This window comes from Geminicoccaceae bacterium (genome assembly GCA_020638465.1).
Classification (GTDB): Bacteria; Pseudomonadota; Alphaproteobacteria; order Geminicoccales; family Geminicoccaceae; genus JAGREO01.
Genome location: JACKIM010000002.1, coordinates 1,286,822 through 1,309,267, shown reverse-complemented (window position 1 = coordinate 1,309,267; position 22,446 = coordinate 1,286,822). Strand labels below are relative to the sequence as shown.

25 protein-coding genes are annotated in these 22,446 nt (G+C 63.7%); 18 read left to right on the top strand and 7 right to left on the bottom strand.

All coding sequences use genetic code 11. The annotated features are described in order from the left end of the window. Positions 1-16: 16 nt before the first annotated feature. Both H6851_16385 and H6851_16380 read right to left on the bottom strand, forming a co-directional pair. The gene (locus H6851_16385; protein ID MCB9945185.1) at positions 17-919 is read right to left on the bottom strand and encodes a dihydrodipicolinate synthase family protein; all 903 of its coding nucleotides are present in this window, start codon (positions 917-919) and stop codon (positions 17-19) included. 132 nt (positions 920-1,051) lie between these two features. Further along, on the bottom strand, positions 1,052-1,837 hold the full coding sequence (locus H6851_16380) for a hypothetical protein (GenBank protein MCB9945184.1): 786 nt from the start codon (positions 1,835-1,837) through the stop codon (positions 1,052-1,054). Between the two features lie 397 nt (positions 1,838-2,234). On the opposite strand from H6851_16380, the gene H6851_16375 reads away from it, so the two are divergent. Next, on the top strand, positions 2,235-3,143 hold the full coding sequence (locus H6851_16375; GenBank protein ID MCB9945183.1) for a hypothetical protein: 909 nt from the start codon (positions 2,235-2,237) through the stop codon (positions 3,141-3,143). A gap of 144 nt (positions 3,144-3,287) precedes the next feature. Here the strand turns inward: H6851_16375 and aguB are convergent, their stop codons facing one another. Continuing rightward, positions 3,288-4,163 carry an N-carbamoylputrescine amidase gene (aguB, locus tag H6851_16370; GenBank protein MCB9945182.1) on the bottom strand — a complete coding sequence of 292 codons (876 nt, stop codon included), beginning with the start codon at positions 4,161-4,163 and terminating at the stop codon, positions 3,288-3,290. A 208-nt stretch (positions 4,164-4,371) separates the two neighbouring features. Between aguB and H6851_16365 the strand changes: the two genes are divergently transcribed. After that, entirely contained in the window at positions 4,372-4,515 is a 144-nt protein-coding gene (locus H6851_16365) for a hypothetical protein (GenBank protein ID MCB9945181.1), read from the top strand. Between the two features lie 30 nt (positions 4,516-4,545). Here H6851_16365 and H6851_16360 read toward each other — a convergent pair whose 3' ends face one another. Next, positions 4,546-5,700, bottom strand: a complete 1,155-nt coding sequence (locus H6851_16360; GenBank protein MCB9945180.1) for a diaminopropionate ammonia-lyase — start codon at positions 5,698-5,700, stop codon at positions 4,546-4,548. Between the two features lie 124 nt (positions 5,701-5,824). Next, positions 5,825-6,892 (bottom strand): DctP family TRAP transporter solute-binding subunit, encoded by a 1,068-nt coding sequence (locus tag H6851_16355; protein MCB9945179.1) that lies wholly within the window; start codon positions 6,890-6,892, stop codon positions 5,825-5,827. 146 nt (positions 6,893-7,038) lie between these two features. On the opposite strand from H6851_16355, the gene H6851_16350 reads away from it, so the two are divergent. Beyond that, positions 7,039-7,554: a hypothetical protein gene (locus tag H6851_16350; protein MCB9945178.1), complete on the top strand. Its 516-nt coding sequence runs from the start codon at positions 7,039-7,041 to the stop codon at positions 7,552-7,554. Between the two features lie 125 nt (positions 7,555-7,679). Here the strand turns inward: H6851_16350 and H6851_16345 are convergent, their stop codons facing one another. Further along, positions 7,680-8,570, bottom strand: a complete 891-nt coding sequence (locus H6851_16345) for a dihydrodipicolinate synthase family protein (GenBank protein ID MCB9945177.1) — start codon at positions 8,568-8,570, stop codon at positions 7,680-7,682. Positions 8,571-8,739: 169 nt separating this feature from the next. Between H6851_16345 and H6851_16340 the strand changes: the two genes are divergently transcribed. The 3 genes from H6851_16340 (at position 8,740) to H6851_16330 (ending at position 11,603) form a co-directional block, all read left to right on the top strand. Next, complete coding sequence (locus tag H6851_16340; GenBank protein MCB9945176.1) at positions 8,740-9,480, top strand: sugar ABC transporter ATP-binding protein; 741 nt, start codon at positions 8,740-8,742, stop codon at positions 9,478-9,480. Then, positions 9,477-10,514, top strand: a complete 1,038-nt coding sequence (locus tag H6851_16335) for an ABC transporter permease (GenBank protein MCB9945175.1) — start codon at positions 9,477-9,479, stop codon at positions 10,512-10,514. The genes H6851_16340 and H6851_16335 overlap by 4 nt, the downstream gene beginning before the upstream one ends. 81 nt (positions 10,515-10,595) lie before the next feature. Further along, the gene (locus H6851_16330) at positions 10,596-11,603 is read left to right on the top strand and encodes a sugar-binding protein (protein MCB9945174.1); all 1,008 of its coding nucleotides are present in this window, start codon (positions 10,596-10,598) and stop codon (positions 11,601-11,603) included. 90 nt (positions 11,604-11,693) lie between these two features. Here H6851_16330 and H6851_16325 read toward each other — a convergent pair whose 3' ends face one another. After that, on the bottom strand, positions 11,694-12,056 hold the full coding sequence (locus H6851_16325; protein MCB9945173.1) for a PilZ domain-containing protein: 363 nt from the start codon (positions 12,054-12,056) through the stop codon (positions 11,694-11,696). Positions 12,057-12,359: 303 nt separating this feature from the next. Here H6851_16325 and H6851_16320 point away from each other — a divergent pair, with 303 nt between their 5' ends. The 12 genes from H6851_16320 to tilS all read left to right on the top strand — a co-directional run bounded on the left by H6851_16320 (position 12,360) and on the right by tilS (position 22,363). Next, positions 12,360-13,106 (top strand): YebC/PmpR family DNA-binding transcriptional regulator, encoded by a 747-nt coding sequence (locus H6851_16320; protein ID MCB9945172.1) that lies wholly within the window; start codon positions 12,360-12,362, stop codon positions 13,104-13,106. Further along, positions 13,106-13,615: a crossover junction endodeoxyribonuclease RuvC gene (ruvC, locus tag H6851_16315; protein MCB9945171.1), complete on the top strand. Its 510-nt coding sequence runs from the start codon at positions 13,106-13,108 to the stop codon at positions 13,613-13,615. Before H6851_16320 ends, ruvC begins: the two co-directional genes overlap by 1 nt. Then, positions 13,612-14,220, top strand: a complete 609-nt coding sequence (gene ruvA / locus H6851_16310; GenBank protein MCB9945170.1) for a Holliday junction branch migration protein RuvA — start codon at positions 13,612-13,614, stop codon at positions 14,218-14,220. Before ruvC ends, ruvA begins: the two co-directional genes overlap by 4 nt. Next, positions 14,220-15,266 carry a Holliday junction branch migration DNA helicase RuvB gene (ruvB, locus tag H6851_16305; protein ID MCB9945169.1) on the top strand — a complete coding sequence of 349 codons (1,047 nt, stop codon included), beginning with the start codon at positions 14,220-14,222 and terminating at the stop codon, positions 15,264-15,266. Before ruvA ends, ruvB begins: the two co-directional genes overlap by 1 nt. Positions 15,267-15,283: 17 nt before the next feature. Beyond that, on the top strand, positions 15,284-15,667 hold the full coding sequence (gene ybgC, locus H6851_16300; protein ID MCB9945168.1) for a tol-pal system-associated acyl-CoA thioesterase: 384 nt from the start codon (positions 15,284-15,286) through the stop codon (positions 15,665-15,667). Between the two features lie 269 nt (positions 15,668-15,936). After that, the gene (tolQ, locus tag H6851_16295) at positions 15,937-16,608 is read left to right on the top strand and encodes a protein TolQ (protein ID MCB9945167.1); all 672 of its coding nucleotides are present in this window, start codon (positions 15,937-15,939) and stop codon (positions 16,606-16,608) included. Between the two features lie 5 nt (positions 16,609-16,613). Next, on the top strand, positions 16,614-17,054 hold the full coding sequence (tolR, locus tag H6851_16290; GenBank protein ID MCB9945166.1) for a protein TolR: 441 nt from the start codon (positions 16,614-16,616) through the stop codon (positions 17,052-17,054). Between the two features lie 6 nt (positions 17,055-17,060). Continuing rightward, positions 17,061-18,098 carry a hypothetical protein gene (locus H6851_16285; GenBank protein MCB9945165.1) on the top strand — a complete coding sequence of 346 codons (1,038 nt, stop codon included), beginning with the start codon at positions 17,061-17,063 and terminating at the stop codon, positions 18,096-18,098. Between the two features lie 4 nt (positions 18,099-18,102). Next, the gene (gene tolB, locus H6851_16280; GenBank protein MCB9945164.1) at positions 18,103-19,431 is read left to right on the top strand and encodes a Tol-Pal system protein TolB; all 1,329 of its coding nucleotides are present in this window, start codon (positions 18,103-18,105) and stop codon (positions 19,429-19,431) included. Between the two features lie 97 nt (positions 19,432-19,528). Beyond that, positions 19,529-20,095, top strand: a complete 567-nt coding sequence (gene pal / locus H6851_16275) for a peptidoglycan-associated lipoprotein Pal (protein ID MCB9945163.1) — start codon at positions 19,529-19,531, stop codon at positions 20,093-20,095. A 2-nt stretch (positions 20,096-20,097) separates the two neighbouring features. Then, positions 20,098-21,075: a tol-pal system protein YbgF gene (gene ybgF, locus H6851_16270; GenBank protein ID MCB9945162.1), complete on the top strand. Its 978-nt coding sequence runs from the start codon at positions 20,098-20,100 to the stop codon at positions 21,073-21,075. 43 nt (positions 21,076-21,118) lie between these two features. Then, positions 21,119-22,363: a tRNA lysidine(34) synthetase TilS gene (gene tilS, locus H6851_16265; protein MCB9945161.1), complete on the top strand. Its 1,245-nt coding sequence runs from the start codon at positions 21,119-21,121 to the stop codon at positions 22,361-22,363. Positions 22,364-22,446: the final 83 nt, after the last annotated feature.

Sequence of the window (22,446 nt, the reverse complement as noted above, 5' to 3'; positions counted from 1 at the left end):
CATCCCGCCATGCGCCTCAGGACTTCGACAGTCCCTGCGCACGCAGGAAATCCGCCAGCTTGTCCGCCTGCGCCCGGGTCAGCGGCCAGGCCGAGGGCGGACGGGTGGCGCCGCAATCCAGCCCGGTCATCGCCAGGGCCGCCTTCACACCCGTTACATTGGTGCCATTCATCTCCTGCGCGCGAACATCCTCGAATGCGGCCATTCCCGCGATCAGTTCACGCGCCCGCGCATAATCGCCGGCCTCCAGCGCCGCATGGATCGCTACCGACCGCTGCGGCCAGACATTGATCAGGCCGGAGGTGAAACCGCGTGCACCGACGGCATAGAATGCCGGCGCCCATACCTCGGCAAGTCCGCCGACCCAGACGATGTGCCCGGGCGAAGCCGCCATCGCCGCGGCCAGCTTCAGCGGGTTGGGCGTTGCCCACTTCACGCCGGCGACCCCCTCGACCGAGCACAGCGCGGCAATGGCCTCCGTCCCGATCAGGTCGTTGCGCAGGTAGAGCATGATCGGCAGCCCCGGCGCGGCGTCGCGCACCCGCTTCACGTAATCGACGATGCCCCGCGGCGACACGAACGGATCCGGCGGCTGGTGAATCATCAATCCGTCCGCACCGGCCCGCACGGATGCCCGCGCCAGCGAACAGGCATCGTTCACCGACCGCCCGATCCCCGCCAGCACCGGCACCCGCCCGCCGACGATCTCCGCCGCCTCGCACACATATTGCTCGGCTTCCGCCGTCGTCAGGCTGTAGAACTCGCCGGTATTGCCATTGGCCACCAGGATGTGAACCCCGGCATCGACCGCCCGGTCGACAATCGGTCGCAACCTGCCCGTCGCCAGATGGTCATCGCCATCGAACGGCGCCACGAGAATGCCGGAAATTCCATGCAACGAACCCGCCAGACGGGACATCTCAATCCTCCTCCCCGAAAACAGGCCCCAGAGGTGCAGCATCTCCTGAAAAATGTCCAATGCTTGCGAAAAGGGGCGGGGAACAGGCCAAATTCCACCATTTTCACTGTAGAATCAACTCGCACGAAGGCGTCAGGGGATGCCGGAGAGTGATTTTCCGAATACCGGGTGGGGTTTGCAGACCGGCAGCGGCCGCCTCGCCGACACGGGCCGCACGGGCGGCGGCGGCAGGTCGGGGAAATCGCCGGGCGGAAGCGCGCGGATCAGGCGCAACTCGTCCGGCGCGAAGATGGCAAACGCTCCCGACTGCGGGGTCGTCATCATCGCGTCGAGGATATGCTCGTGGAGACTTTTCAACAGGCGGGACCGTCCCCTTGCGCGGAGCCTTTCCTCCTCGCTGCGGGATTTCCTCGCTCTTGCGGGTTTCGCCGCCCCGGGAGTGTCCTTCGTGAGCGACCATGGCACCGGGCAGACATCCGGCACGTCGATCCCTCTGGCCACCGACTTCAGCAGCGAGGTGATGACATTCCCCATTCCCCTGCGTCCGGCACGATCCAGCCATGCCCTTTCGGCACCATCCGCCGATGCGACGGATTGCGCCAGGGAGTTGTCCTGCAACTGGCGGAACCAGTCGCGGGAGTGAAACAGCAGCAGACGGTGGAGGATCACCCGGAGGCCATGACCACCATGTGGGGATAGTCCCGCCCGCATCGCCGACAGGACACCCGCTACATGCGGCAGATGTTCCAGCCCGTCGACCTCCGCCACATCGAGCCGGACCGTCGGCCCCGACAGCACCCCGCGCCGCCCGGTCGCCACCAGCCAGCACACCTTCAAGAAGCGAGGCGCGCCCCAGCGAAAGACCCGGCCGGCGAGTTTGCGCGGCAATATGGGGGGTGTGGGAGAGGTGTGGGACATGGGGGGAGGTTATGATGGAAAGGCAGTGCGAGAGTCAAGGAATAAATTCTTTTATATCGATATTCATCCGTCCCGTGAGAGGGCAGGCCGCATTCCGTCGGAAACCTTGTCATCCGGACGGTTCGCGTAACAATGGAAGAGGACTGCCTGTACATAAACCAGGAAAATAGATCAATTAAAGGTAGAATTAACAAATCTCAAATCAAACAAGGCATTATAAAAAAGAATGAACATGGCCTGATTTTTATCTTGTGAGAATTTGCAATTGAATCTATTTAATGGACTGGTTTCACGGGAATTGAATTGGTGAAACTGGCAACATATCGCCGTGCCGGTGCAGGTGTTGCGTGCATGCTGTTTTCTTATTTTGTTTTGTCATCTCTGAGGGAGAGATCTTATGGCTGTAACCGAATCTTCTCTTGGCGGTATCGGTACCGACCAGACGCTCTATGTCACGATGAACAGTGACGGTGCGGGCGATACCGTCAATGCAATGGCGATCACCGATGGCAACATCGCCCTTGCCGTCGCCCTGCAGGCGGTCGTCGGTGGCACCGTCGAGTTCACCATCAACGGCAATGGCGGGAACGATACCCTCCTCGGCAGCAATTGGGGCGACACCATCAACGGTGGCAATGGCGACGATCTCATCCGCGGATACGGCGGTGACGACATCGTCAGCGGCGGCCGGGGCGACGATTCCATCTGGGGTGGCGACGGCAATGACGACCTGAGCGGCGATGGTGGTGCTGACACGATCGGCGGCGGTGCCGGCGACGACATGATCGACGGCGGCAATGGCGGCGACACGCTCTATGGCGGCGACGGCGACGATACCGTTGACGGCGGCGCGGGCCGTGACACCATCTGGGGTGGTTCGGGCAATGACGACCTCAATGGCGGTGCGGGCCGTGACACCATCTATGGCGGTGCCGGCAAGGACATGATCGACGGCGGCGAGGGCAACGACATCCTGTCCGGCGGCGGCGGTGCCGACGTCTACACCTTCGCGTCGTTCAGTTCCGATGCTCCCGAGCATGACCAGATCACGGATTTCGGCTGGAACGACCAGATCGACCTGACGTCCGTGGCGAAGCTCTCGACGGTGACCATCAGCAAGCTCGATGGCGATACCGCGCTGATCTCGCTGCACAACAAGGCCGGCTCGCTTCTCGGCGACATCCGCGTCGACGGTGCCGAGACCCTGCTCTACCAGGCCGGCGAGGTCACCGGAAACCAGGCGGGCGATGCGCTCCTTCCGGGCAGTGCCACGGTCATCCTCAACGACGCCGTCATCGTTCTCTGATGGGCAGCGTCATCGCCGTTCCGCAACGGGACGCGGTGACGAAAGGGCCGGCGGAAGCCGGCCCTTTTTCTTGTGTCCGCCGCGCCGGAAACAGGTTCCGGCACGGATCGGCCGTTCAAGCGGGCATTGTCCTTCGCCCGTCACCTACATGACGGTATCGCGGCCATCCAGGGAGAGCAGGGGCAGGTAGAGGTCGGGGCGGCGGTCACGGAATATCCCCCAGCCTGCCCGGGCGGTGCGAACCGCGTCGAGGTCGAGGGTCGCGGTGACGATGCCCGGTTCCCCGTCCATGCCGGCGATCATGGCACCGGTCTCGTCGGCGATGAACGAACCACCGTAGAAGGTCAGCGAACAGGTCTGCCCGTTTTCCGTCCCGACCCGGTTGGAGGCGACGAGAGGGGTGAGGTTGGCGCCGGCATGGCCCTGCATGACCCGCCGCCAGTGGTCGCGGCTGTGCAGTTCCGGGGCCTGCGGTTCGGAACCGATGGCCGTCGGATAGAGCAGGATCTCGGCACCCATGAGTGCCATGGCCCGGGCGGCTTCCGGGAACCACTGGTCCCAGCAGATGCCGACGCCGATCCGGCCGAATGCGGTCGGCCAGACCCGGAAGCCGGTATCGCCGGGATTGAAGTAGTACTTCTCCTGATAACCCGGCCCGTCGGGGATATGGCTCTTGCGATAGAGCCCCAGCACCTGTCCGTCGGCATCGACCATGGCCAGCGAGTTGAAATAGGCGTTGTTCGACGCCTCGAAGAAGCTCACCGGCAGGACCACACCCAGCTCGGCCGCCAGCCGGCTCATGCGGGCGATCGCCGGATGACCCTCATAGGGGCGGGCCAGGTCGAAATGTTCGGGCAGCTGGTCCTTGCAGAAATAGGGAGTCTCGAACAGTTCCTGCAGGAGGATGACCTGCGCACCGAGTCCGGCAGCCTCACGCACGAGCCGTTCGGCTTCGTCCATGTTGTCCTTGTGCGAGGTACCGCACGCCATCTGCGTTGCGGCCACCGTCACCTGTCGCATTCCTGATGGTCCCCCATATCGCGCGTTCAGACGTCACTGATCCCCGCAGCTTAGAGAAACGGGCGTTCAGGTCCAGAGGCGTTTGATCCCGTCGCGGACAAGAGTGAAGCGAACCCGCTTCGAGTCGAAAAATCTTAATCAGGGATTGTCATTTTATCAGAATCAACTTTAAGATGTGGCACAATCGAAATGAATCATGGAGGCAGTCATGACCATGGAACAGCGTCATCAGCGTTCGGGTACAAGGTCGCTGAAACTTCCCGTCGACTGGCGTTTCGGTGCACGGGCCTTTCTCTGGTTGCTCATCTTGACCCTCATCACGCTTTTCCTCACCAATGCGCGTTTCTACTGACGATCAAATTAACTTGTAATTGAAATTTCATCATGTGGGGGGATGGCCGACGATCCGTTCGTAGAGCACGGGGTCGGTCGCTCCCTCGCTGCCGAAGAGCAGGACGCGGCTATCGGGGCCGATACCGGTCTGCGCGATCTTCCGGTTGTCGGCGAGGACGGCGACCAGGCCGGCAAGTCCGGCGACGGCCGATTCGCCCGCAGTGACGGGAACATCGCCGTTCACACCCCGGGCGAGCAGGCGCATGCAGGCAGCGGCCGCATGGTCGGGCACGGCCATGAAGGCCGATGCGCCCTCGTCGAGGACTTCGATGGCGATGAGCGACGGTTCGCCGCATGACAGGCCGGCCATGATCGTCTCTTCACCGATCTCGACCGTGGCGAGCCTGCCGGCCCGGGCGGTGGCGAGGATGCAGGCGGCGAGTTCGGGCTCGACGATGACGAGTTCCGGGCGCCCCGCACCGTAGCGTTGCCAGCTGCGGAAGCACACCGCAGCGGCAAGGCCGCCGACACCGCCCTGGACGAAGATGTGTGTGGGCGGTTCGCCGATCTGGTCGAGGGCCTCCTCGACCATCACGCCATAGCCCTGCATGACCAGTCTGGGAATCTCGGTGTAGCCGGGATAGGACGTGTCGGAGACCACGATCCAGCCCTCGCGGGCCGCATCGGCGGCCGCCTGGCGGACACTGTCGTCATAGGTGCCCGCGACCCGCCGGACTTCGGCACCGAAGGCCTCGATGGCGGCCCTGCGTCCTTCGCTCACATGCTCGTGGATGTAGATCACGCAGCGGCATCCGAAGCGCCGCGCGCCCCAGGCCACGGAACGGCCATGATTGCCGTCGGTCGCACAGGTGACGGTGATGTCGCTGCCGTGCCGGCCGACGAGGCGCTCGACGGCGTAGGCACCACCGAGTGCCTTGAAGCTGCCGAGCCCGAAGCGCCCGCCTTCATCCTTGTAGGCGAGCGACGCGATGCCGAGTTCCCGGGCAAGTCCATCAAGGACGTGCAGCGGTGTTGCCGCATAGCCCTCCCATTCGCGGATATGCCGGCGGGCCTCGCCGAACCCTCCGTCGTCGAGCACAGCAGCCTCGCGGGGGCCGTAATCGCGCTCGGCATGACGGGGATTGACGAAGAGTTCCGCCTGTTCCAGCCGGCAGTTCGGGGGGATGATATTCGATAGCGGCATGAGTGGACGTCCCAGCGGTCGGGCGTTTCGGTCGAAATAGGGAAAGTCAACGCGCCGCGAAGATCTCGCGACGCGTTCCTTCAGCGGTTGGCCGGCCCGGGCCGGCACCGCATCCCCCGGGCGGTCAGGGGGCCGACTGCATGTACTCGTCCTGCTTGGCCTTGTCGATCTCGGCCAGGAACAGGTTGAGAAGTTCCTCACCGCTCTTGCCGTACTTCGACTTGATCAGCTCGATCACGGCCGGTTGTGCCGCTTCCTTGAACTTCTCGCGATCCTCGGGCGAGAGGGCCGTGATCTCCATCTTCTCGGCGAGTTTCGGCAGGCCGCGATCGGACGCCTCGATGGCACGGGCGATGCCGCGGCTGGCAACCACGCCGGACTTCGCCGCGTAGTTGACGATGTACTTTTCCTGGTCGGTGAGACTGTCGTAGAAGTCCGCGTTCATCAGCACGGTATATGGCGTGAACAGGTGCTCGGTGAGCGTGAGGTACTTCTGGACTTCCTCGAAGTTCGAGAATGCGATGATCGGAATGGGGTTCATCTCGCCGTCGATCACGCCGGTCTGGAGGCCCGAATAGACCTCCGCCCAGGCCAGCGGATAGGCTTCGGCGCCAAGCGCGTTGATCAGCGTCTGATGGCTTTCCAGCGTCATCGTGCGGATGCGCAGGCCCTTGAGGTCATCGAGATGGGCAACCGGATGCTTGGAATTGGTGATCGAGAAAAAGCCGCCGGTATCAGCGAAACCGAGAACCTTGACCTCGGGCACGTCGGTCTCGATGTCGCGTGCCAGCGCCTTGCCGAAGGGACCGTCGAACACGTCATAAACCGAAGAGATCTGCGGGAACGCGAAGGCGACGTCGATCACGCCGATCTTCGGGTAATGCGAGGCGAGGCCACCGACCGAGGCGAGGCTCATCTGAATGACGCCGTCACGCACCTGCTGGGCGATCTCGAAGTCCTTGCCGAGTTGACCATTGGGGAAGATCTCGACCTTGATCTCGCCGTTGGTCGCACTCTCGACGATGTTGGCGAAGACCCGACCGAAAGCACCGGCGGGATTCTCGAATGGGTCGTCATTGTTCAGGTGACCGAGCTTGATGACCTTTTCAGCCGATGCCAGCGACGGCAATACTCCCGTCGCAAGACCGGCCGCAACTGCTCCTGCGAGCATCGCCGAGCGGATGAAACCCATTTTGTTCTCCTTGTCGCGGTTTCCCTAGCCTTCTGAAACGGAAGCATAACCAACAAGGGGCGGCGTGGCCACCGACATGGCTTCCGCTTGCCGAAATAGCCGGAAGGCTGGCAATTTCTTAACATCTGGTGTGCCAGGATGCCGGCATGGAAGCGCCAAGAAAGACCACCTCGTCCCCGGGAGCAGCGTGGATGCCCGCATTGCTGCTGGCCGGATTCCTGGCCGGGTTCGCGCCCGTGCAAGCGATGCCGCCGGTGATGGGCAGCATGGCGCGGCACCTCGCGATCGAGACGGGCCTGTCGCGGATCATGCTCGACGAGACGCGACTGCGGAATATCGGTTTTTCCTCACTGGAAACTCATGCGCCGTGGATGCCCGAGCCACGACGGGTTCGGGGGATCGTGCTGGCGGACCTCTTGCGCAGGCTGTCGCTTGAGGGGGAACAGCTGTGCCTGCGCCGGGCCAACGGTTCGGCGGTAGGGCTTCCCCTCGGTGAAGTCCTGCGCAAGGGCGGCTTTCTGCAGGTCGAGACGGCAAAAGCGGATCGAGCCGGAAGCCGTGTCGATTTCGCCCTTGTGTTCCCCCGGATGGATCGTGACCGGCAGGACCTCGTGACCTCGGCGATGTCGGTCCGCCATGTCGAGGTCATCGAAATCCGCTGAAATCCATTTTGTTCATGTCGAATCGCCCGAATGGTCACGCAAGGCGTTCAATCGGGGAGTGGGGAGGCGATCGGATTGCATTCGGTTCGACCCTGCTCCTGGCCGGCACGACCGGAGGGCTTCCATCAGTCGAAGGCCGGGAGGTTGCGGCTGTAGCGCTCCATGCAGGCAAGGCCGAATGGGTCGGGCTTCTGGCAGGGGTCGCGATCGTTGACGTGCTCCAGCCCCAGCCGCCGGGCGGTGATTCGCTTGCCGTAGCACAGGAACTGGTCGACGGACTGCATCAGGAACGTGATGCAGGGCAGGACCTGGGCATAGAGCGCATCGGCCCGGGCGGCATCACCCGATACGTAGGCTGCATGAATGCGGAGGTGAATGTCGAGGAGTTCCGGGGCCGGGATCAGGCCGGCGCAGCCGGCGCGCAGGATATCGGGCAGTTCGAGGCCTCCGCGGCCATTGAAGATCGAGACCGTGTCGCCCAGTGTCGCATGCAGGTGCGCCAGTTCGACCGCCGAGGCTTCGGCCTTGAGAAGGCGGACATTCGCATGCTGGCGGCACAAGTCGATAATGCCGTCCGCTGTCAACCCGAAGCCGATATATTGGGGGGCGTTCTGGATGGCCACCGGGACCGGCGAGCGATCGGCGATGCGGCCGAAGAAGCGGATCAGCTCCGCCTCGTCGATGCGCTCGGGCGGCGGCTGGAGAATGACCCAGGCGGCACCCGCGGCGGCGGCCTCGGCGACGAAGGCGGCCTGCTCGTCGACGCTGCGGCCGTAGATCGTGATGGCCACCGGCAGTCGTCCGGCGACGTCCTCGATCAGCCAGTGCATCACCTGTCGACGTTCCCCGGGTGTCAGTTTTCGTACCTCGGTGGCCAGTCCCAGCGCGGCAATGCCGTGGGAGCCCGCGGCGATGCAGGCTTCCGCCTGCCGGCGCATGGCATGTCGGTCGAGTCGATCATCGCCATCGAAGAATGCATAGACGATGGGATGGATTCCGCCTGGAACGGGTTTCAAATCGTTGACCCTCTTCAACTGTTGGATCGATGCCGCGCAACCGGGTGGGACATCCTGCAAACAAGGGCTTTACCATGGCTTCTCGCCGTGTATGCTCCTCGCAATCAAGGATAATCCGATCAGGGCTTGAAAGCTGCGGCAAGCACGCTCTCGGTGACAGGGAGGTCCAATGGCGTTACTCGAACTGCGGGGAATAGCCAAGCATTTCGGTGCAATCGAAGCGTTGCGCGGGGTTGATCTCACGCTTGAGGCTGGCGAGGTTCTCGGCCTGATGGGCGACAACGGCGCCGGCAAGTCGACCATGGTCAAGATCATCGCCGGCAATTTTCCGCCGAGCCGGGGCGAGATCCGCATCGACGGCACTCCGGTCGTCTTCGACAAGCCCCTTGATGCCCGCGAGGCCGGAATCGAGGTTGTCTATCAGGATCTTGCACTTTGCGACAATCTCTCGGCGGCCGCGAACATCTTTCTCGGTCGGGAACTGAAGCGCAAGGTGGGCCCGGTCAATTTCCTGGATTTCGGCTCCATGTTCCGCCGTGCCGGCGAGTTGTTCGAGGAACTGAAGTCGGAGACGCGCCCGCGCGACCTGGTACGGCAGATGTCGGGCGGTCAGCGGCAGGCGGTCGCCATTGCCCGCACGCGGCTGAGTGCACCCAAGATCGTGTTGATGGACGAACCCACGGCCGCCATCTCCGTCCGGCAGGTGCACGAGGTTCTCGAACTGATCAAGCGCCTGCGGGACCAGGGCATCGCCATCATTCTCATCAGCCACCGCATGCCTGACGTATTCGAGGTGTGTTCGCACGTGGCGGTCCTGCGCCGTGGCGCGAAGGTGGCGGAAAAACGCGTTGAGGACACTTCGCCCGAGGAAATCACGGGCCTGATCACCGGAGCGATCGCGGCGGCATGAGCAATTCGGGCACATCGTCGGTTGATATCTCGGATATCACCGAGATCAAGGAGCAGAACTGGCTGCAGGCCATCCTCTCCAACCAGGCGTTCTGGGTGACTGTCGTCGTCATCCTGATCTGCGTCGCCACCGCTGCCGAGCAGGAGAGCTTCGCCACCAAGAACAATTTCTACAATATCACCCGGAACTTCTCCGCCATCGGCATCATCGCCATGGGCATGACGGCGGTGATCATCACCGGCGGCATCGACCTGTCCGTGGGGTCGGTGATGGCCCTCTCGGCCATCGTTGCCGCACGACTCCTGGAAGCCGGGGCGGGATGGTACGTCGCCGTCATCGCCGGCCTGCTTGCCGGAGGCCTGGTCGGTGCGGTCAACGGCATGCTGATCGCGCGGCTGAAGCTGCCGCCGTTCGTCGTGACGCTCGGCATGCTGTCCATCGCCCGGTCGCTGGCGATCGTTGCCTCGGAGAACCGGGTCATCTACCAGTTCGGCGATGGTGGCGAGGTCTTCAAGTGGCTCGGCGGCGGGCGGCTCATCCTGCCCTGGTTCGACGCCGAGGGGCTGCCGGTCTCCAATCTCTTCGTCGTGCTGATCGTGATGGCGCTGGTCATGTCGATCGTGCTGCGCACGACGTCATGGGGCCGCTATCTCTTCGCCATCGGCGGCAACGAGCAGGCGGCCCGCCTCACGGGCATTCCCGTCGACCGGATCAAGATCGAGGTCTACATGCTCGCGGGCATCACCGCGGCCATCGCCGGGGTCCTTACCGCGGGTTATGGAGGGTCGGCCAGCAATGGCATGGGCAAGACCTACGAGTTGTATGTCATCGCTGCCACCGTCATCGGCGGTGCGAACCTGATGGGCGGGAAGGGCAGCATCTACGGTGCCTTCATCGGCGCCGCGCTGATCTTCCTGATCCGGAATTCGCTCATCATGTTCGGTGTCGATGCCAATTGGTACGACCTTTTCGTCGGCTTGTTCATCATTCTCGCCGTCCTGCTCGAGAGGTTGCGCGCAAGGGCCAGCGGCTGAGCGCTTCCAACCTCAAGCACGTCGTCGATTGTCTTTCCTTGTCAATAGCCAGGCTTCATCCAACCGGGAGGTTATCCGAAAATGAAGAAGCTGCTTTTGGGTGCGGTCGCAACCGCGTTTGCCCTGTCGTTCGGCGCCGGCGAGAGCCAGGCCCAGGACAAGCTGATCTTTGCGCTGGTGCCGAAGAACACCAACAACCCGTTCTTCGACCAGGCCCGTGACGGCTGCAAGAAGGCCGAGGAGGAACTCGGCGACATCGAGTGCCTCTATATCGGCCCTGGCGAGCATGGCGGCGGCGAGGAGCAGGTGCAGGTGCTGTCCGACGTGGTCGCCCGCGGCGTTGCCGGAATCGCCGTTTCGCCTTCGAATGCCGCCGCGGTGGTGGCACCGTTGCTCGAAGCCAAGGCCGCCGGCATCCCCGTGCTGACATGGGACAGTGATCTCCTGCCCGAGAACAAGGACCTGCGCATCGCCTATGTCGGCACCAAGAACTACGACATCGGCGTGAATCTCGCCAAGCGCGCGATGGAACTCAAGCCCGATGGCGGGACGCTGTGCATCCAGTCGGGCGGTGCCGCTGCGGCCAACCACAATGAGCGCATGCAGGGCATTCGCGACACGCTGGCCGGCGAGGAAAGCTCTGAGCCGCCGGGGGAGCGTCTCACCGGCCAGAACGGCTGGACCGAGATCGACGGCTGTCCGCTCTACACCGATGATGACTTCATGCGCGCCAACCAGCAGCTTGAGGACATCCTCGCGCGCGAGCCCGATCTCGACGCGTTCCTGCCGACCGGCGGTTTCCCGCAATTCGTGCCCGACGCCTACCGCGCCGCTGTGGGCCCCTACAAGGATCGCATCGACAGCGGCAAGCTTGCCCTGGTTGTCGCCGACACCCTTCCCGTGCAGATGGACCTGATGAAGGAGGGGCTCTCTCTCGGCCAGGTCGGTCAGCGGCCATTCGAGATGGGCTACAAATCGATGTACTTCCTGCGTGACATCGTGAAGGACGGCAAGAATCCGGACGACCCGACCTATACCGGCCTGGATGTCTGCACGCCCGAGACGGCTGACACCTGCATCGGCGGCTGATTTCGGCGCATAGACCGGTTCATCTCGAACCCTGAGACCCCCGGGGTGAATGCTCCGGGGGTTTTCATTGCCGGTGCGGTCCTGATGTCGTCAGCGCGTCGCTGGGCTCATCACCAGAAACATGGTCAGGGCGCTCTCCTGTGCTTCGTCGAGTTCGAAGGCCAGATGGGCAACGCTGTCCGTGGCATGGACGACCCGTGCGGTGAGGCCGTCGTTGAGGCCGAGGTCGGTCCAGGCGAGACGGATGGTGGTGCCCTTCCAGTCGGGATTGCCCGGCTTCAGGGCTGCCCCTCCCAGCGACAGGTCCATGATGGCACAGGCGTGCCGGCATCCATGCCCGTCGGTCAACGCGGCTTTCAGGCCGAATTCGTAGCGCCGGAACAGTCTTCGTTCCTCGACGGGCGGCTGATTGTCCGGCAGGGTGGTCGGTCGACTTTCGTCAGTCACATCCATGGTCAATTCGCTCAAAGGGGACGGTTGAACCGGGCTCGGAATGTGGTAGGCGGGTCGCATCATGGCCGATGGAGTTAAACAAAGTCTTAATGGCGGGCGCCACGCGACGAAGAATCGGACAGCGTCCACCCGAATCCGCAACCTCGGCCGGATGATGCCGGCGGGTTTCTGTGCCGGGGCATGGAGCATCCATGCCTGCCGACCGGCATTCGGCCACTCAACCGGTCTGGCGGTATTTCAGGCACTTCTGCTATAGAACGCCCAATCACCATCCAACCTCCACATCAACGGGTCATCGCGAGTATGGCGGGTCATTCCCAGTTCAAGAACATCATGCACCGCAAGGGCAAGCAGGATGCCCTGCGTGCAAGGAAATTCACGCGCTTGCTGCGTGAAGTCCAGGTGGCTTCCAAAGCCGGATTGCCGGATATCGAACACAATCCCCGGTTGCGTACCGCGGTTCAGGCGGCCAAGGCGGCCAATGTACCCAAGGACAACATCGAACGTGCCATCAAGAAGGGGCAGGGTGCCGACGGCGAAAACTACGAGGAGGTGCGCTATGAAGGCTACGGCCCGGCGGGCGTGGCCCTGATCGTCGAGGCACTCACCGACAACCGCAACCGCACGGCATCCGAGGTCCGTGCGGCCTTTTCCAAGCATGGCGGGTCGCTGGGCGAGACCAATTCGGTGAGCTTCCAGTTCGACCGTATCGGCCAGATCCGCTTCCCGGCCGATGTGGCCGACGAGGATACCATGCTCGAAGCGGCGATCGAGGCGGGTGCCGAGGACTGCCAGTCGAACGAGGACGGGCATGACATCGTCTGTGCGCCGGACGAACTCGCCAGCGTTCGCGATGTGCTGGAAGCGCGCTTCGGATCGCCCGAGGAGGCCTATCTCGGGTGGCGGCCGCAGGTGAACGTCCCCGTTGACGACGACAGGGCACCCACGCTGTTCAAGCTGCTCGAACAGCTTGATGACAATGACGATGTCAATCGCGTCACCGGCAATTACGATGTCTCGGAGGCGGCTCTCGAGAAGCTCGGCAGCTGATGCGCATCATCGGTCTCGATCCGGGACTACAGCGCACGGGCTGGGGAATCATCGAGACGCAGGGCTCCAGGCTGGGTTTCGTGGCCTGCGGCACGGTCAACAGTTCCGCCGAGCGAGCGCTGGCCGAGCGGCTTGAGACCATCTATCAGGGACTTCGCGGCATCATTGCCTCCCATGGACCGTTCGAGGCAGCGGTCGAGGAGACGGTCGTGAACAGGAACGCGCTGTCATCGCTCAAGCTTGGCCACGCCCGCGGCGTGGTGTTGCTGGCGGCCAGTGTCAGCGGGCTGGTGGTCAGCGAATATGCGGCCAAGAAGGTCAAGAGGTCGGTGACGGGCACGGGCAATGCCGCCAAGGAGCAGGTGGGTCACATGGTACGGCTGTTGTTGCCTTCAGCGGGCGATCCCGGCCCGGACGCGGCGGATGCCCTGGCGGTCGCTATCTGTCATGCGCACTATCGTATGACTTCGCAGAAGGTGAACCGCAGCCTCGAGGGAGCGGCGCGATGATCGCATTGCTGCGCGGACGGGTGGCCGAAATCGGCGAAGATCACCTGGTGATCGACGCCCGGGGGGTCGGCTATCTCGTTCATTGCCCGGCGCGGACGCTGCACCGCGTGCCCGGTGCCGGCGGCGAGGTGGAGCTGCGGATCGTCACGCAGGTCCGGGAAGACGCGATTACGCTTTACGGTTTCACCGACCCGGCCGAACAGCGCTGGTTCCGTATTTTACAGAATATTCAGGGCGTTGGAGCGAGGGTGGCTTTGGCCATACTTTCCGTCCTGGGACCGGATGAACTTGCCCGCGCGGTGAGTGCACAGGATCGCGTGCCGTTGACCCGGGCCAATGGCGTCGGCCCGAAGGTCGCGGGTAGGATCGTCAGCGAGCTCAAGGACAAGGTCGGCAGCCTGCCGGCGTCGGTGTCTGCTGCCGGTACGACCGCCATTGCAGCCGGGCCGGGAAGTGCCGCGGGAGATGCGCTGGCCGCCCTGGCGTCGCTCGGTTATGGTCGTGGCGAGGCTCATGCCGCGCTGGCGCAGGTGCAATCACGGCTCGGCGATGGTGCTAGCCTCGACCTGCTCATCCGGGAAAGCCTCAGGGAGCTGTCGCGCTGATGGACCGTTCCGATCCCGATCGCCTGCTCGACGGTGCCGAGAAGCCGGAGGATGCCGACCTCAGCCTGCGGCCGCGTGCGCTCGACGAATTCATCGGCCAGCGTCAGCTCAAGGCGAATCTGAAGGTGTTCATCGAGGCTGCCCGCACGCGCAAGGAAGCGCTCGACCATGTGCTCTTTGCCGGCCCGCCGGGACTGGGCAAGACCACGCTGTCGCAGATCCTCGCCAGCGAGCTCGGCGTCGGTTTCCGCATGACGTCGGGGCCGATCATCGCCCGCGCGGGCGATCTGGCGGCCCTGCTGACCAACCTGCAGCCCCGCGATGTGCTGTTCATCGACGAGATTCACCGGCTCAGTCCACAAGTGGAGGAGGTCCTCTATCCGGCAATGGAGGATTTCCAGCTCGACATCATGATCGGCGAGGGGCCGGCGGCCCGCTCGGTGCGGATCGACCTTCCGCCGTTCACGCTGGTGGGAGCGACCACTCGCACGGGTCTGCTGACCACGCCCTTGCGCGACCGCTTCGGCATTCTCTCGCGACTCAATTTTTATGAACTGGATGAACTGGTGCAGATCGTCGTGCGCGGTGCCGATCTGCTGAAGCTCGATCTGGCCCGGGATGGAGCGATGGAGATCGCGAGGCGGGCACGCGGAACGCCGCGCGTCGCCACCCGGCTGCTGCGCAGGGTCCGCGATTTCGCCACGGTAGGCGGCGGTACGCCGGTGGATGCGGCGGGAGCCGATCAGGCCCTGCTGCAGCTCGATGTCGACAAGCTGGGGCTTGACGGCCTCGACAGGCGCTATCTGGGTGCCCTTGCCCATCATTACGGTGGCGGACCGGCCGGGATCGAGACCCTTGCGGCGGCACTGGGCGAGCAGCGCGACACCCTGGAAGAGACGATCGAGCCCTACCTGCTGCAGCAGGGGCTGGTTCAAAGGACGCCGCGCGGCCGGCTGCTCACCCGCTCGGCGTGGCAGCATCTGGGCCTGTCGGCACCAGCCCGGCTGGACGAACAGGCGTCGCTGTTCGAGGATGGTGAGTCGTGAGCGGTCGTGCGTCTTCCATCAAGTTTCGTGTGTATTACGAGGACACCGATGCCGCCGGTATTGTCTATTATGCCAACTACCTGAAGTTCGCCGAACGTGGACGTACGGAGCTTCTGCGTTCATTGGGATTCGACCATGTCCATCTGCGCGAGCAACACGATCTCGTCTTCGTGGTGCGGCGCTGCACCGCCGATTACCGCCGTCCCGCCCGGCTCGATGACGAACTTGAGGTTGTGACCGCGGTAAGCAGCATCCGGGGCGCGCGACTGGCCATGAGCCAGTCCATTCGCCATCGAGGCGAAGAACTTGTGCTCGTCGAGGTTGAACTTGCCGTTCTCTCCACCAATCTCCTTCCCAGGCGCCTGCCACCGGCCGTGGCGGCACGCCTGCGATCCGGCTGACAGGGTTTGCCGAGGATGACATGACAATCCGGAGTGACGTCCCGGCTTCCGGGAGCTATGCTTGACAGTTTGGATGGACACGACCATAGAGCAGTCTGGATCTGTGAAGGCGTTGGTTGCGCTTTTTGCCCCAAACGTCTGATTTCGCAAGACTTTCCCCGTAAACTCCGGAGTTAAAAGGGAAATCGGCTTGAACTTCGTCACGGAACGAACTGGAGACTGACGCCGTGCAAAGCACAGCGCTCGAAGACGTTGCGGCCGGGACCGACATTCTGACGCTGGTCCTGCAGGCCGATCTGGTTGTCAAGACCGTCATGCTGGTGCTGTTGCTGGCTTCCCTGTGGTGCTGGGCGGTCATCTATCAGAAATCCCGTGCGCTGGGCGGCATCCGGCACAAGACCGGCGATTTCGAGGAGAGCTTCTGGTCGGGAGTGCCTCTGGACGATCTCTATCATCGGGTGATGAAGTCAGCAGACCACCCCATCGCGATGATCTTCATCGCGGGTATGGAGGAATGGCGCGAGGCTCCCAAGGTCATTGCCGGCGATGCCATCGACCGGCTGCTGCAGCGGGTCGGCCGGGTGATGCAGCTCACCATGGACCGCGAACTCAGCCTGCTTGAAAAACATGTCTCCTCGTTGGCCACCATTGGCGCCGTCGCTCCCTTCGTCGGGTTGTTTGGTACGGTCTGGGGGATCATGAACAGTTTCCAGTCAATTGCGATGACGAAGAACACCACGCTTGCCGTGGTGGCCCCCGGTATCGCCGAGGCCCTTTTCGCGACGGCGCTGGGACTGCTTGCTGCCATTCCGGCGGTCATTGCCTATAACAGGATTTCCGGTTCCGTGGACGACCTCGCCGGCAGGCTGTCGAGCTTCAGCGACGAGCTGGTCGTCGTGATCGGTCGCGAGATTGACAATCGCAGCCGGGTCGCCGCCTGATGGCGATGGGCATGGCACGCGGCGGAGGCCACGGACGATCCCGTCGCAGCCGGCGGACCATGGCCGACATCAATGTTACGCCCATGGTTGACGTGATGCTGGTGCTGCTGATCGTTTTCATGGTCACCGCACCGCTGCTCACCACCGGCGTGAATGTCGATCTGCCCGAAGCGGCGAGTTCGCCGCTGCCGGGACAGGATGAACCCCTGAGCGTGTCCGTCGGAGCCGATGGACTCATCCACCTGCAGGATTCCGAAATCGCGGTCGACCAGCTGGCTCCGAGGCTCCTGGCCATCACGCAGAACAATCCGCAGGCGCGCATTTTCGTTCGTGGCGACCGCGCGGTGGATTATGGCGAGGTGATGGCGGTCGTCGGCGCCATTCATGCCGCGGGTTTCTCGAAGGTGGCTCTGGTTACCGAATCGCCCAGAGCCGGAGTGGAGTAACCGGCCATGCGGCGGGCGCTGACCCTTTCGGCTATCCTGCATGTGTGCCTCGGCATCCTGCTGCTGCTGGGGTTGCCCGAATTCGGCGAAAGGCTGAGGGTCGAGGACGCGGTGACGGTGGATATCGTCGCCGAGCCGGCGCGCATCCCCGATGAACCCGTCAAGCCGCCGGAGCCGGAGCCCGCTCAGGCCGCTCCCTTGCCCGAACGGGCAGCGGCAAGTCCCACGCAAGTGGCAGAGGTCCCCAAGGCGGCACCGAAGGAAGAGCCCAAGCCTGAACCACCACCACCACCGCCTCCCGAGCCTGCACCACCGCCGCCTCCGCCCCCCGAGCCGGCCCCGCCGCTGCCTCCACCGGAGCCGGCCCCGTCGCCACAGGCGAGGCCGGTCGAGCCTCCACCGGAGCCGGAACCCGTCGAGGTCGCGGAAGTCCCGAAGCCTCCGGCCGTGCCGATGCTGAAGCCCAAGCCGCCACCACCACCCAAGCCACCCACGGAGGTGAAGAAGGTCGAACCGGAAAAACCCGTCGAGGTCGCCAAAGCCGAGCCCAGGCCCGCCGCCAGGCCGGAAAGACCGGATGAAAAGGCAGTCGAGCCAGAAGACGATTTCGCCGCCATGCTGCGCAGCGTCGAAAAGCTCGAAAAACGGGTGAGGGCCGACGAGGAGCGCGATGGCAAGGGGACGGCGGATGCTGCTCAAGCTGCCCGCAACAACAGCGATGCGCCGCAGATCGCCAGCCTCAGCGCCAGCGAGATCGGGGCGATCAAGCAGCAGGTCGAGCGATGCTGGAACGTGCCGATCGGAGTCCGCGACATCGAGAACATGCAGGTGACCCTGCGCATCCAGATGACCATCGAGGGCGATGTGACCAGCGTGAACATCGAGGACCAGCGCCGGCTGGCGCAGGACAGCGGTTTCCGGATCGTTGCGGAGAGCGCACAGCGTGCGGTGCTGAGCTGCAAGCTCACCCTGCCGCCCGAGAAATACGCGCTGTGGCGCGATATCGTGATGACGTTCCACCCCAAGGATGCGATCAGCGGATGATTCCATGCGCCAGTTGACCAGACGAGCATTTCAGCAGGCCGGACTTGCCATGTTTACCGTCGGCGGGCTCGGGGCAGGGCAGGCGGAAGCACAACTGAAGGTCGATATCACCTCGGGCCGGGTCGAGCCGATGCCGGTCGCGCTCAGCCCGCTTGCCGGTGTGACCGCCGACGATGCTTCGCTCGGCGTTGCCATGATCGACGTGGTCGGTGCCGATCTCCAGGGCTCCGGCCTGTTCCGCGTGATCGACCGCCGGGCCTATATCCAGAGTCCGCAAGAGCTGCAGGGGATTCCCCGCTTTGCCGACTGGCGGCAGATCAATGCCCAGGCGCTGGTTTCCGGAACGGTGGGACGGCAGGGAGCCAATGGCATCTTTGTCGAATTCCGCCTGTGGGATATCTTTGCTGGATCGCAGATGCGCGGCCTGCGTTTCGACGGCGACGCGGGCGAATGGCGCCGCATCGCTCACAAGATCGCCGATGTGGTCTATGAACGACTTACCGGCGACAGCGGTTATTTCGACACGCGCATCGTGTATATCAGCGAGACGGGGCCGGCCACGCGGCGGGTCAAGCGGCTGGCGATCATGGATCAGGATGGCGCGGGCCACACGTTCCTCACCGATGGCGGCCAGCTCGTCCTCACTCCACACATCTCGCCGGACGGGCGCAGGGTGGCCTATCTCGTCTATCAGTCGCCGATGCCCAAGGTATTCATGCGGGATCTCGCGACCGGGCGTCAGAACGCGCTTGGCAGCTTTCGCGGCATGAGCTTCAGCCCGCGCTTTTCGCCGGACGGGTCGCGCCTGCTGATGACGCTGGCCGCCGACGGCAATTCCGACATCTTCGCATTCTCGGCCAGCGGCGGCGACCCGCGCCGACTCACGTCGAGTCCGGCCATCGACACCTCGCCGAGCTATTCTCCGGATGGCCGGTCCATCTCGTTCAATTCCGATCGTGGCGGGAGCCCGCAGCTCTACGTCATGGACGCCGATGGCGGGAATGTCCGCCGGATCAGTTACGGTGCCGGGAATTATGGCAGCCCGGCCTGGTCGCCACGGGGCGACCTCATTGCGTTTACCAAGATCAAGGGCGGAATGTTCCATATCGGCGTGATGGAGCCGGATGGCGGCAATGAGCGGCTGCTCACTCGCAGCTTCCTCGACCAGGGGCCGACCTGGTCACCCAATGGCCGGGTGATCATGTTCAGCCGTGAAGATCCGATACGTGATCGAACGCGTCTTTTTACAATCGATATCACGGGCTACAATGAACGGGAGGTTCCGACACCGCTTGATGCCTCGGATCCGGACTGGTCGCCCTTGATCTCCTGAGGTTCTCGCGTGTATTGACCATGTGGTTTACCAGATTAACACTCACTCGACCGTGAAGTGATCTGTCGTCCCGACATCTCGTTAGGGTTCCAAGGATATGATGAACAGAATCGTTCCCCTTTTTGCCGTACTGCTCCTTCTTGGCGCCTGCACCGGCGGCGATGAGGGGGACATCATTTCCGGCACCGGTGCAGGAACGGACAGTGGTACGCTCAATCCCATCGACGGCGCCGATGCGAATGGCACGGGTATCGGATCGTCCGATCTCACCGCATCCGATCTGGCCGGTCAGGCACCACCCGGCACCGTACAGGACTTCGAGGTCAATGTCGGCGATCGGGTACACTTCGATGTGGACAGTTCCTCGATCAACGACGAGGCCCGCACCGTCCTCGACCGGCAGGCGGCCTGGCTGCTGCAATATCCGTCGGTGACCGTCACGATCGAGGGCCATTGTGACGAGCGCGGCACGCGAGAATACAATCTTGCCCTGGGCGAACGGCGAGCGGCCTCGGCCAAGGCGTATCTGGTGGCGCTCGGCGTCGATCCTGCCCGAATCCTCACCTTCAGCTATGGCGAGGAGCGTCCGGTCGATCCTGGCCATGACGAGCGGGCCTACGCGGAGAATCGTCGGGCCGTCACCGTCGTCAATCTGGTCAACTGACAATGCTGGATCATCTTCGAGCGGCGCAGGTTACCCGGCGCGGACTTTTCCTCGCCCTGGCCCTGCTGGTCCTGGTGTCCGATATCACCGGGTTGCGTGGTGCGGCGGCGCAGACCGGCGATGCGGCACGCATGGCCGCCCTGCAGTCGAAGATCATCCAGATCGAAGAAGAACTCCGCCGGTTGACCGGACGGGTCGAGCAACTGGAGTACGAGAAGCGGGAGATGAGCGACCGCATGGACCGTCTCGTTGCCGATCTCGACAATCGCCTGCGCGGCCTTGACGGAACCTCCACCACGTCCGGCAACGTTTCGCTACCGGACGCCGCACGGGTAGAACCGTCGGTCGAGCGGTTGCCCGAGGTTTCCGCCGTGGACGCCCGGGCGCCAGCCGGGCCGGTTGTGACAAGAGGTGGCGGGGTGGCGCAACCGATACCGTCTGCCGCTGGTGCGGCGGATGCCGGGCATGCGGTGTCCGGCGATAACGGGGTGGTTCTGGGCACGATTCCGCGCGATGCGCTTCTCAATCTGCCCAAGCCGTCGCAGGAACAGATGGCCGCCGCCGCGAACCTGCCGCCGGATGTGCTTTCGGGTGGTGAACAGGAGCGATTCCAGCGGGCCTCGGCGCTGTTGCGCGCCGGCAGTATCGACGCGGCAGGGACGGCTTTTCGTCGCTTTGTCGAGGATTTCCCCGATAGTGCAGAAACCCCGGTGGCGGCTTACTGGGTTGGCGAAACCTATCTTGCACGTGGGGATTATGCCGAGGCTGCGGCTACCTTTGCGCGCAATGTTCGTACCTATCCCGTGGATTCAAGGAAGGCTCCCGACAACCTGCTCAAGCTCGGTGTCGCCCTCAATGCGTTGGGCGATTCGCAAAAGGCCTGTGCGAGCTTCGACGAGCTCGAACGACGCTACGACGACCTCAGCGTTCCCCTTCGCCAGGTGCTGGCGAAGGAGCGCGCCTCGGCCGGTTGCGGCTGAACTGGGCGACTGTCCTTCCGTCGAGAAGGTCTTCAATACGGCGATGGCGCGGTTCGAGCCGTTCGAGGATCGTCCCCGGTTGGCGGTAGCCGTCTCGGGTGGAGCGGATAGCACGGCCCTGGCCATCCTCGCCCGCGAATGGTGTGCGAAGAGGGATGGTCGCATCGTGGCACTGGTCGTTGATCATGGCCTTCGCCCGGAGTCGCCCGATGAGGCTCGCGCCGTCCTGCGCCAGCTGGTGCATCGGGGCATCGAGGCGGTGCTGCTCGAATGGCGTGGCGACAAGCCGGTGACGGGTATCCAGGCCATTGCCCGCGATGCGCGACTGTCCCTGCTCCGGGAAGCCTGTCATCAGCGGAAGATCGCCCATCTCCTGCTGGGTCATCATCGGGACGACCAGAACGAAACCATCGCCATGCGCGCCGAGCGGCAGAGTGGGGTGATCGGCCGGGCCGGGATGAGTGCCTGCCGCGAGCTGGACCACCTGCGCCTTCTCCGCCCCTTGCTCGAAGTCCGCAAGAGCGCCCTGCGGGCCTATCTGGAGCATCGTGGCGAAAGCTGGGTCGAAGACCCCTCCAACACCGATCCACGCTTCTGGCGCGGTCGTTACCGGGCCGCGGGCAAGGGTACGGAGCCGCGATCGACGGTTGCGGAGCGAATGGCCCTTGAGCGGGCGCTGGCGCGGTTTGCCGCCGAAGCCGTGAGTTTCGACAGTCTGGGATATCTGAGCATCAGCGGTTCGGAATTCGATCGGCGGGACCGCGAATTGCGGCACCTGATCGTGACGGCGGCCGTCACGGCCGTCACCGGCAGGGCATGCCATCTGCGCCGCGAGCGGCTCGAACGGCTGATGGACGAGCTTTCGTCTTGCCCGGTTCGGCGGACGCTTGGTCATGCGATGTTCGAGCGGCGCGAAAACGAGATCCGCGTCGTGAGGGAGATCCGCCACCTGCCGAGGGCGGCCCCGCTTCCTCCGGCAATGTCGACAAGGTGGGACGACCGCTTCACGATCGAGACGGGGAGCATTGGCGATGGCTGGATGATCGGGCCGGCCGATGCAGAATCGATTGTCCGCTTGAGGGAGAATGGGGACTGTCAGGGAAAACTGCCGGTCGAAGCATTGGCATCCTGGCCTGCCTTGTGTGCGCCCGGGTGTGCCGAATGGCAACACATGCTCGCTTTTCGCGCCAGAAAGGATATAAAGGTGTTGTTCGAGCCTGCCCGGGGTTTGACTGGCTCATGCTTCATGGGATGTGCAGTTGTTTGCGGCGGCAAAGTTCCTATGTAATCTCCTGTATGGCCGGGTCGGCATCTGTTCCTTGAATCGTGCTTGGGAAACGCGATATCGAGGGCGGTCCCGTGCCATCGACC